Genomic DNA, 16,293 nt, shown 5'->3' with positions numbered 1-16,293 from the left:
GCCGCTGTAGCCATGGATCCGCCGGGTTGGAGAACCCTTTAGCTGTCCCTCAATATTACCCGCGGGTAAGTTCCGGTACTAGGGGCAGGCTGGGGCTGGAAGTTGCCGGAAACATCCACTGTTGACGCGCGGTGCACCAACCGGTCCCAGACGGAGTTAACGCCGTGGACAACCGTAAGGAGCGTGTTTGCAACTACCATCCACGTCAGCTTCCCTGCTCCCACAAGCACCAGGGCTATCAGTCCGGCGGCGAGGACGAAGGCTGCCAGGATGAACGCGAACACCAGCGTTCCGATAAAGACCAGAGTGCCGGTTTCGAGCGAGCTGATGTCGAACTGCATGGATCCCCCTGTTGCGACGTTGCTAAGGCCAAGTTGCTGTGGTGAAGACCAGTAGCAGAAGAGTAGGGGGACTGCTCTGCGCGGAGCCAGAGCCGCGGCGCCCCGAACCGGAGGTTGATATGGGATCGAAATCTTACGGCGAAGTAGGTCACGGAGCGGTCGCGGACGCTGGGCTACCCTTGTAGCTGGCAGTTTTCCGTCCCTGCCGACGCCCCCGCCCCGCGACAGCCCAAGGAGAGTGTGTGCCCCGCTCCGCCAGGTCATCCGCTGACGCCATCAGCGCCCGGCTCCGGGACCTCGAACTCCTGACGAAGGGTCCCGCCTGGGCATTGACCCGGTCGGCGCCCTGGGTGATCGCAGTGCTCCAGGCATCCTTTACGCGCACCCGGCCGCAGGTGCCCCTTGAGGAGTTCCATGCCGACGTCGACTCCTTCCTTGAGGAGCTCCGCCGCCAGGATCCCGGGCTGGGTGGAGGAGCCAACGGAAAGACCTTTGGCGACGAATGGACCCGCCGGCAGTTCCTGACCCGCCGCAACCAGTCCGGCCAGATCGTGTATGAGGTGACCGAGCCAGCCGCACGCGTGCTCGCCTTCCTGGACAGCCTGTCCAGCGAAAGGTCCACCCTGAACGGGTCCCGGTTGGGCACGTTGCTCGGCGACGTTGAAAAGCTCGCCAACGAGACCAACCCGGACCAGAGTGCCCGCCTTGAGGCGCTGGAAGAGGAGATTGAGGAGCGCCAGCAGCTGATCGAGGACATCAGCAGCGGCGAGTTCGACGGACTGCTGGATGATGACGAAGCGGTGGAGGCCGCCGGGAACATCCTCGACCTCGCTGCCAGCCTTCCCGCTGACTACAAGAAGATGCGCGACCGCATCGAGGACCTGGTGGGCGAACTGCGCAACCAGATCATCGAGGAGTCCTTGACCAAGGGTGCCACCATGGCGCAGGTGCTGGAGGCGGACAAGCGGCTCCGGCAGAGCCCGGAAGGCAGGACCTTCCGTTCCTTTACCGCTTTCCTGGAAGATCCGCAGCAGCAGCTGAGGTTCCGCTCAGCCATCGGCGAGGTGCTGAGCCGGCAGTTCGCGGACGACCTGTCCCCAGAGGACCGCGAGACCCTGAAGAACCTGGTGGCCGAACTGCGGCAGCAGCACAGCCAGATCCAGCGGATCTACGGAAAGCTGAGCGAGAGCCTCAATACTTACGTCCAGAGCGACGACTTCCGCCAGTCGGTGCGGCTCCGCCAGGTGTTGCGCGAGGCTGAGCAAGCCATCCGGGCCATGCCGTATGAGCGCGACCGCCCCGGCCTGGTGCCGGGGCCGGTGCTGTATAACGCGGGCTTCGAGTCACTCTCAATGGTGAAACTCTTCGATCCCGATGAGTTCGCCGCGCCGCCCAAGCTTGCCGATCCCATCGCCTTCACCGATTTGGACCGGGTGCGCTCGCCGAGGACCGGCAAAGCCAAAACCCCCGTCATCCGTGCCGCTATGGCCGGGGCCGCAACACTGGCTGAGGCCTGGCAGCAGCTGCCGCCGGAGGAGCAACACATCAATTCCATCCGCGCGCTCCTCGCGGAGGCCCTGCACGCCGGGGCCGCATTCAACCCCGGGGCCGTGGACGGCCTGGACTTCGAACAGATAGACGGCACCACACGCAGGGCCTACCTGCCGCTGGTCACGCTCGCAAAGGATTCCGATGACTGAAGTTACAAACGCTACGAGCACAGCAGCATCGGAAGCTGAGCGACCCCTGGCGGCTTCCCTGTCACCCCGCGATACCTTTGTCGACGGCGCCGCTCTGTTCCCCGGGGACACCGGGGTGCTTCCGATGAAGGTGCGGCAGGCGCTGGTCAAGCTTCTGAAGGGCCCGTACATCGACGGCGGCCGCGACGAGAAGCTTTGGACCGTGTTGCTGGACAACCAGGTAATCCTGCGAAGCCGGCTGTCCGAGCTCTTCCTGGCCATGCAGCTGGACCACGAACGGAAGATCGCCGTCCTCCGCCCGGTGGACCCGGATGCAATCGGAGCCAGTGCCCGCTCGAGCATCCTGCGGCAGCAGCGCGCACTGAGCCGCGTGGAAACCATCGTGCTGCTCCGGCTGCGGCTCCTGCTCGACCGGCACGTGACTGCCCAGACCGACCCCACCATCACCCGCGAGGAGATCGCAGACCTGGTGGCCCACTACCAGCCGGCAGGCCAGCAGGACGCGCTCCGGGACTCGGATGTCGTCACCCGCGCCATCACCAAGCTCCTGGCCCGCCAGCTTCTCCTCCCCACCGGCCTGGACGACGTCTACACCATCTCCAACGCCCTGCCCCTGGCGCTCCCGTTCGAAAACATCGGCGACATCCCGGCCCACATCGAAGCCTTGGTAGCAGCATCAACAGACCAGTCAGGAACAGAACCCCTCCTCGACCTCGACAGGGACCAGGCAGGGGAGGACGACGACGCCGATGCCGCCCCCGCCCCTTCGCCGGGCGGCATTCGTCCTGCGGACGATGCGCCCGGCTCCGACAGGCCCGATGCCACTCCCAGGGCGGCATCGGCGTCGCCGTCCGTGGTTGCGCAAGGTTCCGGCGCGGGCGGCGGTGCCGCGGCAGACGAGGACGCGCTGGAAGTTGAAGGAGAATCCAAGTGAGTATCGCCAGCATGCTTCCGATGGGTGAACTCACGAACCCCGGCCAGATGCGGCTTGCCCTGGTGCAGGTGGTCAACTGGGGAACATTCCATGGGGCGCATACGATGCACGTTGACCGCGACGGCACGCTGCTTACGGGCAACTCGGGCGTGGGCAAGTCCACGCTGTTCGATGCGATGCTGCGGGTGTTCGATGCCCGGCCGCGGTCCAACGAGGCGGCGGCGCAGCGTTCCGGCGGTGCCGTGGAGGACAAGCGCACCACGTTCACGTACATGCGCGGCAAGGTAGGCGACAAGGCGGTGGGCGAGGGCTCCGCGAGTGCGTTCCAGCGGCCCGGTGCCACGTGGTCCGCCGTTGCGCTGACGTTCGATAACGCCGCGGGCACCAAGGTGACCATCTCGGCCCTGTTCGACCTGCCGAAGAACGGCACCGAATCCAGCGTGGGCCGCTTCTACCTGATCGACAGCACCCCGCTGGACCTGGAGGCCGTTGAGGGGATCGCGGACAAGCGCTTTACCAAGGCGGCGCTGGAGGTGATCTTCCCGCACGCCCAGGTCTTTGATGTCCACAAGGCGTTCGCGGAACGGTTCCGCAGGCTGCTGGGAATCAACTCGGACCAGGCGCTTCCCCTGCTGCGGGTGATCCAGGCAGGCAAGGGCCTGGGCGGCAGCGTGAACACGTTCTTCCGGGACCAGGTGCTTGACGCCCCGGCCACCCTTGCGGCGGCTGACGACGTGGTGGAGGAGTTCAGCAACCTGATGTCCATCCGGCAGCGGCTGGAGGACGTCCGGCAGCAGCGGGACCAGCTCGCGCCGGTCCCCGGACTAAACAGGGAGTACGCACAGTCGCTCCTGGACGCGAACCGGCTGCGGGAGCTGGCGGGCGGGGAGTTCGAGGCGTACCGGCAGAAGCTTGCGGTCACCGTGCACCAGCAGACGCTGGCCCGGTTCAAGGAGCTCGCCCAGGCGAAGGCCAAGGAGTTGGGCGCCGAGCGTACGGTCCGCGACGCCCTGGCCAAGGAACTCCGCCAGCTGGAGGCCGACTACAACAACCAGGGCGGCAACGCGATTTCGGCGATCGAGCAGTCGCTGGAGAACGCACGGGTGGGGCTGAAGCTCCAGCGCCAGGTTGAGGCGGCGGCGCAGCAAGCCCTGTCCGACGCCGGGTTGCAGCTTGAGTGGTCGGCTGAGGGCTGGGAGCAGGCGCACGAGCAGGCGGCTGCCCGGTCGGCAGAGCTGAAGGACGATTCGCAGGCCCTCCAGGAGCTGCGGTTCGAGGCCTTTGATGCCCACGCGACCAAAAAACGCGAACTCGCCGCAGCTGAGCAGGAACTCGTCTCGCTGAAGACGCGCAAATCCCTGCTGCCGCCGTCGAGCATAGAAAACCGCGCCGCCATAGCCGCAGCCACCGGCATTCCGGAGGACCGGATGCCGTTCGCGGGTGAGCTTATGGACCTGGCAGAGGGCGAGGAACGCTGGCGGCCGGCAGCAGAGCGGGCCCTCCGCAGCCTTGCCACCACGCTGCTGGTGCCCGGCGAGCATTTCGGCGCCGTCACCCGCTACCTGAACGGCAACAATGTCCGCGGCGCGTTGCGCGCCGTGGATGTGTCCAAACCGCTAGCCGGGGGCGCCCTGGCGGTGGAGGACGCGCGCGACGGCGACCTGCTCACCAAGCTGGACATCCTCACCGCTGGTGCGGCTGCTGAAGCGGGGACCTGGGTCCGGGAGCGGATTGCCGTGGACTTCGCCTACCAGTGCGTGGAGGACCCGGACGAACTTGCCGCGCTGGACAAGGGCCTGAGCCTTGGCGGCGTTGTGAAGCGCAACCGCCACACCGTGGAAAAGGATGACCGTTTCACCAGCCGGCAGGATTACGTCCTGGGCTTCGACAACGCTGCCAAGCTGGAACTGGTGGCCGGACAGGTGGAGGACCTCCGGCAGGAGGTGGCCAAGGCCGCCGAGCTCGCGCAGAGCCGCGAGGACTCGCACCAGGGCATGAGCCGGCAGCTGGATGCGTTGCGCCGAATCGCCGAGGACGACCGCTCCTGGGAACAGGTGTCTGCTGCGGTGGCAGCGGAGGAGCTGGCGCGCATCGAACAGCGGCTGAAAGACGCGCTGGCGGCGCAGGCGGACTTGGAGCCTCTCCGTGCCACCATCGAGGAGGTCCGGCAAAAGCACCAGTCCAGTACCGAGGCTGCCGCTGTGCTGCAGAGCGAGTACAAGGCCCTGGACCGGCAGCTGACCGCTGCCGATGCGATGCTCGAAGCTGCGCGTGAACGCCTGGCCCAGGCGCCGCCGTCGGACGCTGCCGTGGCCGCGCTGGAACCGTACTTTGCCGGTTTCGGCGACGTGACGGAGATGCACGAACTGGACAACCTGGCCAACCGGGTCCGGACCGCATTGATGGGCGAACTGCATGCCGCCGAGTCCCGCGGGCAGGCAACCGCCGAACGGCTGACGCGGATCTTCGAGGGATTTGTTCGCGAGTGGGGCAGCGCCATTTCGGCGGACCATGGCACAAGCATCGGTGCCGCCAGCGAATTCGAGAGCCGCTACCACGCCATCGTCAGCGATGGGCTGCCCGCGCAAGAGGCGGAGTTCCGGCAGTTCTTCAACCAGCGGACGCACGAATCCTTCAGTACCCTGCTGCACCTGCTGGACGAAGAGCGGCGCTCCATCACCAGCCGGATCCTGCCGCTGAACGGCATCCTGTCCCAGGTGAACTTCCACGAGGGCAGCTACCTGGAACTCGATATCAAGCAGACCCTGCCGCCCACGGCCAAGCAGTTCAAGGACGCCATCCAGAACGCGCTAAAGGCCCGCCACACCCGGCTGGCCCGCACCGAAGCGGGACGCGCCGAGACGCTGGACGACGACGCGGAGCTCACCGCGCGCTACAAGTCACTGGAGACCCTGGTGAAGCGGCTGGGCTCGCAGGCACCGGAGGACCGGCGCTGGCGTGCCGAGGTGCTGGACGTCCGCGGGCACCTGTTCATCCAGTGCAAGGAGCACCGCGAGGTCACCGCACCCCGCGGCGGCAAGAAGACCGAGGTCTTTATGCACGCAGACACCGGCTCGATGTCCGGCGGCGAGCGGCAGCGCTTCACCGCGTTCATCATGGCCGCCGCGCTGAGCTACCAGCTGGGCATTGCCGAGCAGGGCTTCACCACCTACGGCACCGTGATGATGGATGAGGCGTTTGTGCTCGCGTCCGAGGAGTTCGCCGGTGCCGGCATCAAGGCGCTCCACGAGTTTGGGTTTCAGCTGCTGCTGGCAGCACCGGAGAACGTGATCGACCTGTCCCGGCACCTCGGCTCGGTGACCGAGATCCTCCGCGACCGGCGCACCAACCGGTCCGGAGTCCTCACCGCCCCTGTCATCAAGCCGCGGCCGGGCGGGGAAGGGGCATGGCGCTCCGAGGCGAATCCTGTGGACATCGTCTTGCGCTGATGTAACGGCAGCCGAAGCAATATAACAAGTTGATGGATTTATTGCTCGGGCTCTGGTGACGAGTCTTTCTGCTGTGCCACTCTGGGCTTCACCAACCCACCTCGCCAGAGTAATTCCCATAGGTACTGCGGACTGCTGGGTCCCGCACTGTTCCCCAAGAGAACGACGGCGTCCTCTTGAAAGGCACTGCAATGCGCCCACCACAACGCGCGTCAGTCTTCCTCGCTGCAACGGCCGCAGCAGCGCTGGCCCTGGCCGGCTGCGCCACCGAGGCCTCTCCAGGGGTATCGGGCCCGGCCACAGAGCCGGCGGTGGAGGCAACCACGACGAGCCCGCCGCCCACCGTTGTTCCTGCCGCCACATCATCCCCTGTTCCTAAGGGTCCGGAAGCCTTCACATTCGCCGACGGCCGGCTGTCCTTTGCGTACCCGGAGGGCTGGAGCGTCAAGCATGAGCAGGTGTCGGCATCCCCCGCAGTGGAGACAGCCACTGTCCGCGATGCCGCCGGCAAGGAGCAGATCAACATTTATTACAGCCAGGTTGGCGACGCCACGGCGGGGCCCGGCACCAGGAACGTGGTGGAGACGGATCCGGTACCTGGACTGATTGGCGCCTTTGTACCCACGCCCCATTCGTCGTTCTTTGTTGATCGAACCGAAAGCGGTGCGCAGTACCGCATGGGGCTTACACCCGGCTTGCCGGTCTCCCCGGACGGGCAGGTGCAATACGGGCCCGTAAAGCTTGGTGACCGCATCTTGAGTGCGGACGTGCTCTTCACCGAACCGCGGTTTGACGGCGATGAAGCGGCACAAGACTGGTACTGGAGTGACGAAGGCCGGGCGCTGAAGTCCGTCCTGATGAGCTTCTCCTACCGCTGACCGGCAGCTGAGGAAGCCCTCCTTCGCATGGGTGTGGGAGGGCTTCCCCGTGTCCGCCAGGCAGGCGGGAGACGGCTACTTGGCCTGCACTCGGCCCAGGAACTGGGCCGTCCGGTCCTTCAGTCCTTCAATCTGGCGAAGGACGACGGCGGCCGGGTCCGGGTTGATCTCGTTGGCCGGCGGTTCCTTTCGGGCGTTCCCGCAGCACAGGAAATCGGCGCAGATGAGCGTGCCCACGGTGTTGCCGTCGCGTCCGGACTGGCCGGCGCGCCTGGCAACCCACAGAAGCACGTCCTTGTTGGAGAACACGTCGCGGCAAAGCTCGCAGAGCACCGAACGGTTCTTGCGCGCCCCGCCCTCGGGCGCGCGGAGCATCACCCCGGTCAGGCCTTTGGGCCCGGGGACGACGAGGTAGCCGCGGAGCGGCATCTTCTCGTCCCGCCAACCCAGGAAGTCCAGGCTCTCCCAGTCCAGGGAATCGAAGTCCTTGGGCAGGTTGAGCTTGGCGGCCTCGGACCGGCTGGCGTTAACGAATGATGACCGGATTTGTTGGGGCGTGACTGATTTCATGGTTGATCCTCTGCAGGGAAAAGGGAAGCCCGGATGCGGGCAAATTAAGGAGGGGTCAGTCGTTCCCCGCCGAGCAGGCCAAAGCGGCCGCCCCGCTTTCCATGGCAGCGGGGGCCTGGGTGGCCGTACGCATGCTCATTGTCCCTGTTTCCCATCTTTTCCACCCCAGGCAGATCCGTCCTGCCCGGCAGTGACATCCTGCCAAAGCCCATGCCGTCTGTCCAAGGCCGCATGCACCGCGGTCCCGCTGCGACGCGAAGGAGGAGGTGTGTCCTTCGTCACGCTACCGAATAAGATACAGAAAGCTTGCGTAATAGTAGCGAGGATAGGCTAGCCTTACTTGGGTTCGCATCGTTCACCTAAGGAATTTCATGGCTTCCCCCCTCTTCTCCGGCGCCGGCACCACGCGCCGCACGCTCTTCAAGTCAGCCGGCAAGGCAACGGCAGTCCTGGCCGCAGCAGCCCTCTCCCTTTCGGCCTGCTCCACCGGCCCTGCGTCCTCGACGTCAGACGCCAGCGCCACCAGCTCCAACAGCTCGCAGTTCCCGGTCACCATCAAGCATGTCTTTGGTGAGACCACCATCGAGAAGCAGCCCACCCGCGTGGCCACCGTCTCCTGGGTCAATGACGACGTTGCCGTTGCCCTGGGCGTTGTGCCCGTAGGTGTCCCCAAGATCGAATGGGGCGGCAACGAACAGGGCTCCACCCCCTGGAAGGACGAAGCCCTCGAGGAGCTCGGTGCCGGCTTCGGCTCGGACAAGGCTCCCGCCCAGTACTCCGAGGCTGACGGCATCAACTTCACCGAGATTGCCAAGCTCACCCCGGACGTCATCCTCGCGGCCTACTCGGGCCTCACTGAGGAGGACTACAAGAAGCTCACCGAGATCGCCCCCGTGGTGGCCCACCCCGAACTGGCCTACGGCACCTCCTGGCAGGACTCCACCTCCATCATCGGCAAGGCCCTCGGCAAGGAAGCCGAAGCAACCAAGCTGATCTCCGACACCGAGGCCACCATCAAGGAAAAGGCCGAAGAGTACCCGCAGATCGAAGGCAAGAGCTTCATCTACGGCAACCTTGAGCCCGCCAAGGGCGACGGCGTCAACGTCTACACCGCCATCGACAACCGCCCCCGGTTCCTCACCGATATCGGAATGAAGCTCGCCCCCGTGGTGGAGCAGAACACGAAGAGCAACTCGGAGTTCTTCATCCCGTGGTCGGCCGAAAAGGCCAACGAACTCGAGTCCGACGTCTTCGTCACCTGGGTGCCGGACGCCTCCACCGCCGACGCCATCAAGGCAGACCCGCTGCTCAGCCAGATCCCGGCGATCAAGAACGGCGCCCTCGTGGCCGATTCGGACAACACCCTCACGCTGTCCATCTCCGCAGCCTCCCCGCTGAGCCTGCCGTGGTCGCTGGACACCTTCCTGCCGCAGCTGGCCACCGCAGCGGACGCTGTGAAGTAAGCACAGTCCCATGACGCACAGTACGACGACGGCGGCCTCCGGACACGGCAGCACCGGCACCGAAGTGCCGGGAGCGGTAGCCCGTACCCCGGTCCGGGGCTCCGCCTCCGGGGGAAAGCGAGCCGCCTGGCTGCTGGCCGCCGTCGTTGTGCTCGCGCTCCTGGCCGGAGCTTCCCTTGCCGTCGGCGCAAGGGCCATTCCCCTCGCCACGGTGTGGGAGGCCCTGACCCAGTTCAATGCCGCTAATGGCGACCACGCCGTGGTCCACTCCCGCATCCCGCGCACTGCCCTTGGCCTGCTGGCCGGCGGTGCCCTCGGGTTGGCGGGCGCAGCCATGCAAGGCGTGGCCCGCAACCCGCTGGCCGACCCCGGCATCATCGGAGTCAACGCCGGCGCCGCCCTCGCGGTGGTCACGGGCATCTATGTTTTCGGCGTGGCCACCTTCTCCGGCTACATCTGGTTCGCTTTCGTCGGCGCGGCGAATGCCGCCGTCGTGGTTTACCTCATCGCGTCCCTGGGCCGGGAAGGCGCCACCCCGGTAAAACTGGCCCTCGCCGGCGCTGCCTTGAGCGCGGGCCTGTTCTCCCTTATGAATGTCATCCTGGTTTCGAGCCAGGACACCCTGGACCGCTTCCGCTTCTGGCAGGTGGGCGGCGTGGCCGGCCGTGACTGGTCCGTGGTCCTGCCCGGTGTTCCGTTCCTGGTGGCGGGCGCGGTGATCGTGCTCCTGACCGGGCGGATCCTCAACAGCCTGGCCCTCGGCGACGACATTGCCCGCGGGCTGGGGCAGCGCGTGGGCCTGGTCCGCGCCGTGACCGCCCTGGGCATCGTACTCCTGTGCGGCACCGCCACCGCCCTTGCCGGTCCCATCGGCTTCGTTGGCCTGGTCATCCCGCACGCCGTCCGGTTCCTCACCGGCCCCGACTACCGCCGGATCCTGCCGTTCTCCCTGGTGGCGGCGCCGGTGCTGCTCCTCGGCGCGGACATCATCGGCCGCGTGGTGCTGCTCCCCGGCGAAGTGCCCGCGGGCATCATGACCGCCCTCGTCGGCGCACCCGTTTTTGTCTGGCTTATCCGACGCGGCAAGGGGGCGGGACTGTGATCCTCATATCTCCCGTTGCGCCATCAGATATGGCTGCCATAACCGCCCCTCAAGAACCAAAAGTGACAGGGCAACGCCGGGAACGGCCGGGGCTGAACCGGACCGCCGTCCTGGCTGCCGCCGTCGTTCTCCTCTTTTTCGTGTCCGTCCTGCTGGGCAGCTACACGGTGACCATCCCCGACTTCTTCACGATTGTTTACAACCACCTCACCGGTGGCCGGAAGATCCCGGGTGCCAGCTTCATCGTGATGGAAAACAAGCTGCCGCGGGCGGTCATCGGGACCATGATCGGGCTCGCGTTCGGATTGGCCGGCGCGCTGTTCCAGACCATGCTGCGCAACCCGCTGGCCAGCCCGGATGTGATCGGCATCAGCTACGGCGCCAGCGCCGCTGCCGTCGTCGCCATCGTCGTCTTCGGCGCATCCGGCGCCGGGGTTTCCGGTGCGGCGCTCGTCGGGGCACTGGCCGTCGCCGCCCTCATTTACGCCATCTCCGCCGGCGGGGCACTCCGCGGAACCAGCCGCGGCAACGCCGCCGGAAACCGGCTGGTCCTGGCCGGCGTCGGGATCGCCGCAGCCCTCCACGCGGTGGTCAACTTCCTCATGACCCGCGCGGACATCCGCACCGCCGCCGACGCCCTCGTCTGGCTCAACGGCTCCCTCAACTCCGCCAACTGGGACCGGGCCGGCGTCCTTTTCCTCGCCTTGCTCATCCTGCTTCCGGCCGTGGCCGTCATCGCCGGACCGCTCCGGATGCTGGAGCTGGGTGACGACGCCGCAGCCGGCCTGGGCGTCAAGGTCAACGCGTCCCGGCTCGCCCTGGTGATCATCGCCGTCACCTTTGCCGCAGTGGCGACGGCGGCAGCCGGCCCGGTCTCCTTTGTCGCCTTCCTTGCCGGGCCCATTGCACGCCGCTTCGCCGGCAAAGCCAGCCTCCCGGCGTCGGCCCTGGTCGGTGCCCTCATTGTCCTCGCGGCCGACTACTTCGCCGCCAACCTGGCCCCCGTGCTGCTCGACGGCACCGTCCTGCCCGTGGGCGTCATCACCGGCGCGCTTGGTGCCCCGTTCCTGCTGTGGCTGCTGGTCACCGCCAACCGAAAGGATGCCTGACGTGGCTGTTCTCAAAGCCCAGGACCTGACGCTGAAATACGATCAGCGCTGCGTCGTGGACGGCCTCAGCGCCGAAATCCCCGAGGGCAAGGTGACCATGATCGTGGGCGCCAACGCGTGCGGGAAATCCACGCTGCTCCGCGGGCTGTCCCGGCTGCTCAAGCCCGCCGCCGGTGCAGTGACCCTGGACGGCAAGGACATCCACTCCCGCCCCGCCCGAGAGCTGGCCCGCACTCTTGGCCTCCTCCCACAGCACCCCACCGCACCGGACGGCATTACCGTGCGCGACCTCGTGGGCCGCGGCCGCTACCCGCACCAGGGCTTTTTCCGCAGCTGGAGCGACAAGGACGACGCCGCCGTGCAGCGCGCGCTGGAAACCACCGAAACGCTGGCCCTCGCCGAACGCGACGTGGACGAACTCTCCGGCGGGCAGCGGCAGCGCGTCTGGATCGCCATGGCCCTCGCCCAGGAAACCGACGTTTTGCTGCTCGATGAACCCACCACCTACCTGGACCTTGCGCACCAGGTGGAGGTCCTGGACCTCGTGACCGACCTGAACCGCCGGCGCGGCACCACGGTGGCCATCGTGCTGCACGACCTCAACCTCGCCGCCCGCTACGCGGACAACGTCATCGCCATGAAGGCCGGTGCCGTGGTGGCCGTCGGCGACCCGCGCGAAGTGGTCACCGAAAGCCTGGTCCGGAACGTCTTCAACTTGGAATCGCGCGTCATCCCGGACCCCGTGTCCGGAACACCCCTGATCATCCCCATCGGCCGCCACCACGTCCCCACCGAACTGGAGCTTGTCTCATGAAGACCCGCGCTGCCGCCGCCACCGAGGCCGTGAACCCTGCCTCCATAAACACCGAGCCGATGACCCTGGCCTTCGAGGTCACCGTCTCCTCGGTCCAGGAACTCAGCCCCAACTTCCGCAGGATCACGTTCGGCGGCTACTCCCTGCGCGACTTCGGCGTCCACGGCGACACCCTGGACCTCCGGATCAAGCTCATGATCCCGTCCCTCGCCGCGAACGGCACGCAGATCCCACTGCCCGTCTTCGAAATGAGCTCGTCCGGCTGGTACCGGGAATGGCTGGCGATGGACCCGGCCGTGCGCGGCTCCATGCGCACCTACACGGTGCGGCGGGCCCGGCTGGACGAGGTGTACCCCGAAATTGACGTCGACTTCGTCATGCACTTCGACGACCACGGCAACGGCGGCCCCGCTGCCAACTGGGCACTGAACGCCAAGCCGGGGGATGCCATCACCATCATCGGCCCCAACAACCGGGCCGCGCACTGCGTCACCGCCGAGATCTACTCCGGCATCGAATGGCGGCCGGGCCTGGCCCAGCGTGTCCTGCTCGCCGGCGACGAAACCGCCATCCCGGCCATCTCCGCCATCCTCGAAAGCCTGCCGGAGTACATGACCGGCCATGCCTTCCTGGAAGTCCCCGAAGCCGGCGACTTCCTCGAGCTCAGCTCGCCCGCCAACGTGGACATAACCTGGCTGGCGCGTGGAGCGCAAATCGGCCGGTCCCGGCCGCACGGCGAACTGCTCCAGCAGGCCGTCCGGAAGGCCGTGCCCGTGCCCGGCTGGGTCGGGTTCAAAGAGGCCGACGGCGCCGGGCCGGAGCCCGAAGACGTCAACGTGGATGAGGACATCCTGTGGGAAACGCCGTCCCGGATGGAAACAGCCGAGATCATCGCCACCAAGAACCCGGACATGCCCGCCGGCGCCATGCCTTTCTACGCCTGGATTGCCGGTGAAGCAGCCGTCATCAAGGAAATGCGCCGGTACCTGGTCCGGGACGTCGGGATCGACCGGAAGCAGGTTGCGTTCATGGGGTACTGGCGGCAGGGCAAGGCCGAGGGGTAGTCTTCCTGCGCCTCGTTTGGGTGCGCCGGCGACGCTATTTCGCCGTCGCTTAGCGGTTGGACCCTTCCCAAACTTCGCAAGCTCAGTTCGGGGCCCTCGGGTCCGCCCTTCCTCCCGGCGCTCGGTGCAGCCGCGGGCGGCCTTCCTCCGCTCCGGTCGGCGATGCGCTCCTTTGCAAGCCGCCGGCTGCGGCCTTGTGCGTGCGACACCTTCGCTTTACCTCGGCTTTCCCTGCGCGTTTCTTCTGCTGGCTAGGTTGGCGCCGTGGCGCCTGAACCTTTGCTTCCCAATTCCGGGCGGCGGGTGTTTGTTGCACTCGGTGACTCGTTTACCGAAGGTGTCGGCGACCGGGACGAGCGGCTGCCCAACGGGGTGCGGGGCTGGGCGGACCGGGTAGCGGAAAAACTGGCCAAAGCACAGCCCGGATGGAAGTACGCAAACCTGGCCATCCGCAGCAAACGGCTCCGGCAAATCTTCGACGAGCAGCTCGAACCCGCCCTGCGGATGCGGCCCGCGCTGGTCACGCTATACGCCGGCGGCAACGACATCCTGGATCTGAAAACGGACATGGCCGCCCTCATGGACGAGTACGAACAACTCGTTGCCCGGCTCGCAGAGACCGGGGCCACGCTGGTCCTCTTCACCGGCTTCGATGTCAAGGTTTCAGCGCTGCTCGAGCCACTGAAGAGGCGCAACACCTTCTACAACCAGCGCGTCCGGGACATCGCCGAAAAGTACGGCACCGTGCTGGTGGACTACTGGTGCCTCGATGCCTTCCATGACCGGCGGATGTGGGACTCGGACCGGCTGCACATGTCCAAGGCCGGCCACAAATACCTGGCCGGGCAGGTGCTGGACCAGCTCGGGGTACCGCACAAGATCAGGCCCAAGGACTGGGAACCGCCCACCCGGCTCACCCTGCGCGAATGGGAACGCCGGCAGCGCCGCTGGATCCACGACTGGGTCCTGCCGCTCTTCGGACGCAAACTGCGGGGTGTCACTCTGGGGGACCAGCTCGCCCCGCGCTGGCCCGAACCGGTCAAGGTGCCAAAGAAGGGCGGGCTAAAAAAGCTGGCGGCGGAGCTGGAGGCAGCGGAGAACGCCTAGCCGTCCAGCAGATTCTCGAAGCCCGGCGCCACACGGCCGGCATGGAACTCCACAACGTCAAAGTCCGCCACACCGTTCGTGTAGAAAGGGTCCTGTGCCAAACTGGCGTCCAGGGTGGCGCGGTCCACCCGTGACAGCAACATCCCGCCGGTACGCGGAACCTTGCGGCCGGCAGCAATGAAGACGCCATCGTCGAACGCCTTCTGCAGCCAGCTGATGTGGGCGTCATTGTGGAAGTCGACAATGTCCTGCGGAACCCGGTAAGTCAGGGAGACAACATACATGCGCCCCAGCCTACCGGGGGTTGCGGCGATCAGTTGAAGGATCAATCGTAGAATAGGGGGATGACCGAACCGCGGTGGCTCAACGCCGATGAAAGACGCGCCTGGCTGGCACTGGTGAGCATCAACACCCTGCTGCCTGCCGCCTTGGACACCAAGCTTCACGCCGCAGGCAAGCTGTCCCTCTTCGACTACACGGTCCTTGCCATGCTGTCCGAGGCGGACGACCGGTTCCTGCCTATGAGTGAGCTGGCCGCCCGCAGCAGCGCGTCCCTGTCCCGGCTGTCGCACGTGGTCACCAAGCTGCAGAAGCGCGGATGGGTGGAGCGCCGGCCGCATCCGCATGACGCGAGGGTCACCATTGCCCACCTCACCGAGGAAGGCATGGCAACCATCGTTGGCCTCGCGCCCGGCCACGTTGAAGACGTCCGCGACCTCTTCCTGGATGCCCTCACCGAGCAGGACGTCCTGGACCTGGCACGGATCGGCGAGAAAGTGGTGGGCCGCCTTGATGCCGACCACTGGATCCTCCGCGAAAGCTAGCAGCACCCCCAGTTGGTTGCTTTCAGCAACCGGTGGCACACTAACCGATATGGAATTCACCACCCGCTTTGTGGCCCTGGGCGACTCGTTTACCGAAGGCGTGGGGGATGACGATCCCACCCGCCCCAACGGCGTCCGGGGCTGGGCGGACCGGGTGGCTGAGCAGCTCGGCGCCGCGGATCCCGGCTTCGGGTACGCCAACCTCGCCATCCGCGGCAGGAAGCTGAGGCAGATCCTCGCAGAGCAGGTGGACGCCGCCGTCGAGCTCAAGGCCACCCTGGTGAGCATTTATGCAGGAGCCAACGATATCCTGCGCCCCAGGATAGATATTGACGACCTTTTGGCCGAGTACGACGACGGCATCCGCACCTTGACTGCCACCGGTGCCACCGTGGTGATGTTCACCGGCTTCGATGCGCGGGGCTCGAAGGTGTTCGGCACCATGCGCGGCCGTACCGCGATTTACAACGAGCTGGTCCGCGGCATCGCCGGCGACCACGGCGCGCTGCTGGTGGACTACTGGCGCTTCAGCGAGTACTACGACTGGGGCATGTGGGCGAAGGACCGGATGCACATGTCCGCCGCCGGGCATGCCAACATGGCAAAGCGCGTCCTGGAGGTCCTCAAGTACGACCACTCCATCGACATCCCGCCCATGACACCGGTACCAGAACTCCGCGGAACGGAAGCCCTCCGCGCCAACGCCCAGTGGTTCCGCGAATATGCCGCCCCCTGGGTGGTCCGCAGGGTCACGGGCAAGTCTTCCGGTGACAACCTGTTGCCCAAGTACCCCCAGCTGACGCGGCTCTAGGCAGGGTGGCGGACGCCGCCGTCGTCCGCTGCTTATACACCTAAAAGCCGTGAATTGGTCTTTAATTGCGCGAACTCGTAGACTTGGTAGGCGCTAAGTGCGCGGAGCGTGCGCAATTGCTCCGGTT

General features: G+C 66.4%; 15 protein-coding genes. 12 read left to right on the top strand and 3 right to left on the bottom strand.

Annotated elements, in window-relative coordinates; translation table 11 throughout:
- Positions 1-38 precede the first annotated feature (38 nt).
- The gene (locus ACLH0K_RS17095; RefSeq protein ID WP_411374717.1) at positions 39-341 is read right to left on the bottom strand and encodes a hypothetical protein; all 303 of its coding nucleotides are present in this window, start codon (positions 339-341) and stop codon (positions 39-41) included.
- Between the two features lie 242 nt (positions 342-583).
- Here ACLH0K_RS17095 and ACLH0K_RS17090 point away from each other — a divergent pair, with 242 nt between their 5' ends.
- The 4 genes from ACLH0K_RS17090 to ACLH0K_RS17075 all read left to right on the top strand — a co-directional run bounded on the left by ACLH0K_RS17090 (position 584) and on the right by ACLH0K_RS17075 (position 7,302).
- Complete coding sequence (locus ACLH0K_RS17090; RefSeq protein ID WP_411374716.1) at positions 584-2,041, top strand: DUF3375 family protein; 1,458 nt, start codon at positions 584-586, stop codon at positions 2,039-2,041.
- The gene (locus ACLH0K_RS17085; protein WP_411374715.1) at positions 2,034-2,975 is read left to right on the top strand and encodes a DUF4194 domain-containing protein; all 942 of its coding nucleotides are present in this window, start codon (positions 2,034-2,036) and stop codon (positions 2,973-2,975) included. Before ACLH0K_RS17090 ends, ACLH0K_RS17085 begins: the two co-directional genes overlap by 8 nt.
- A complete protein-coding gene (locus ACLH0K_RS17080; RefSeq protein WP_411374714.1) occupies positions 2,972-6,424 on the top strand; it encodes an ATP-binding protein in 3,453 nt (1,150 codons plus the stop codon). The genes ACLH0K_RS17085 and ACLH0K_RS17080 overlap by 4 nt, the downstream gene beginning before the upstream one ends.
- 191 nt (positions 6,425-6,615) lie before the next feature.
- Positions 6,616-7,302: a hypothetical protein gene (locus tag ACLH0K_RS17075; RefSeq protein ID WP_411374713.1), complete on the top strand. Its 687-nt coding sequence runs from the start codon at positions 6,616-6,618 to the stop codon at positions 7,300-7,302.
- A 75-nt stretch (positions 7,303-7,377) separates the two neighbouring features.
- On the opposite strand, the gene ACLH0K_RS17070 is transcribed toward ACLH0K_RS17075, so the two are convergent.
- Positions 7,378-7,872, bottom strand: coding sequence for an FBP domain-containing protein (locus tag ACLH0K_RS17070; RefSeq protein WP_411374712.1), 495 nt, complete (start codon positions 7,870-7,872; stop codon positions 7,378-7,380).
- Between the two features lie 371 nt (positions 7,873-8,243).
- On the opposite strand from ACLH0K_RS17070, the gene ACLH0K_RS17065 reads away from it, so the two are divergent.
- The 6 genes from ACLH0K_RS17065 (at position 8,244) to ACLH0K_RS17040 (ending at position 14,531) form a co-directional block, all read left to right on the top strand.
- Positions 8,244-9,335, top strand: a complete 1,092-nt coding sequence (locus ACLH0K_RS17065) for an iron-siderophore ABC transporter substrate-binding protein (protein ID WP_411374711.1) — start codon at positions 8,244-8,246, stop codon at positions 9,333-9,335.
- Between the two features lie 10 nt (positions 9,336-9,345).
- Positions 9,346-10,437 carry a FecCD family ABC transporter permease gene (locus tag ACLH0K_RS17060; RefSeq protein WP_411374710.1) on the top strand — a complete coding sequence of 364 codons (1,092 nt, stop codon included), beginning with the start codon at positions 9,346-9,348 and terminating at the stop codon, positions 10,435-10,437.
- Positions 10,438-10,466: 29 nt separating this feature from the next.
- The gene (locus ACLH0K_RS17055) at positions 10,467-11,546 is read left to right on the top strand and encodes a FecCD family ABC transporter permease (RefSeq protein WP_411374709.1); all 1,080 of its coding nucleotides are present in this window, start codon (positions 10,467-10,469) and stop codon (positions 11,544-11,546) included.
- 1 nt (position 11,547) lies between these two features.
- Positions 11,548-12,360, top strand: a complete 813-nt coding sequence (locus tag ACLH0K_RS17050; RefSeq protein WP_411374708.1) for an ABC transporter ATP-binding protein — start codon at positions 11,548-11,550, stop codon at positions 12,358-12,360.
- On the top strand, positions 12,357-13,424 hold the full coding sequence (locus tag ACLH0K_RS17045; protein ID WP_411374707.1) for a siderophore-interacting protein: 1,068 nt from the start codon (positions 12,357-12,359) through the stop codon (positions 13,422-13,424). Before ACLH0K_RS17050 ends, ACLH0K_RS17045 begins: the two co-directional genes overlap by 4 nt.
- 264 nt (positions 13,425-13,688) lie before the next feature.
- Positions 13,689-14,531 (top strand): SGNH/GDSL hydrolase family protein, encoded by an 843-nt coding sequence (locus ACLH0K_RS17040; RefSeq protein ID WP_411374706.1) that lies wholly within the window; start codon positions 13,689-13,691, stop codon positions 14,529-14,531.
- On the opposite strand, the gene ACLH0K_RS17035 is transcribed toward ACLH0K_RS17040, so the two are convergent.
- Entirely contained in the window at positions 14,528-14,815 is a 288-nt protein-coding gene (locus tag ACLH0K_RS17035) for a YciI family protein (RefSeq protein WP_411374705.1), read from the bottom strand. The two genes, ACLH0K_RS17040 and ACLH0K_RS17035, sit on opposite strands and share 4 nt — an antisense overlap.
- A gap of 60 nt (positions 14,816-14,875) precedes the next feature.
- Between ACLH0K_RS17035 and ACLH0K_RS17030 the strand changes: the two genes are divergently transcribed.
- Both ACLH0K_RS17030 and ACLH0K_RS17025 read left to right on the top strand, forming a co-directional pair.
- The gene (locus ACLH0K_RS17030) at positions 14,876-15,355 is read left to right on the top strand and encodes a MarR family winged helix-turn-helix transcriptional regulator (RefSeq protein ID WP_411374704.1); all 480 of its coding nucleotides are present in this window, start codon (positions 14,876-14,878) and stop codon (positions 15,353-15,355) included.
- A gap of 49 nt (positions 15,356-15,404) precedes the next feature.
- Positions 15,405-16,166: an SGNH/GDSL hydrolase family protein gene (locus ACLH0K_RS17025; RefSeq protein WP_411374703.1), complete on the top strand. Its 762-nt coding sequence runs from the start codon at positions 15,405-15,407 to the stop codon at positions 16,164-16,166.
- The last annotated feature ends 127 nt before the right edge of the window (positions 16,167-16,293 follow it).

The organism is Arthrobacter sp. MPF02, assembly GCF_046605375.1.
In the GTDB taxonomy this organism is placed as follows: domain Bacteria; phylum Actinomycetota; class Actinomycetes; order Actinomycetales; family Micrococcaceae; genus Arthrobacter.
Note: the sequence above shows the minus strand (reverse complement) of the source record. Positions and strands in the feature narration are given on the sequence as shown.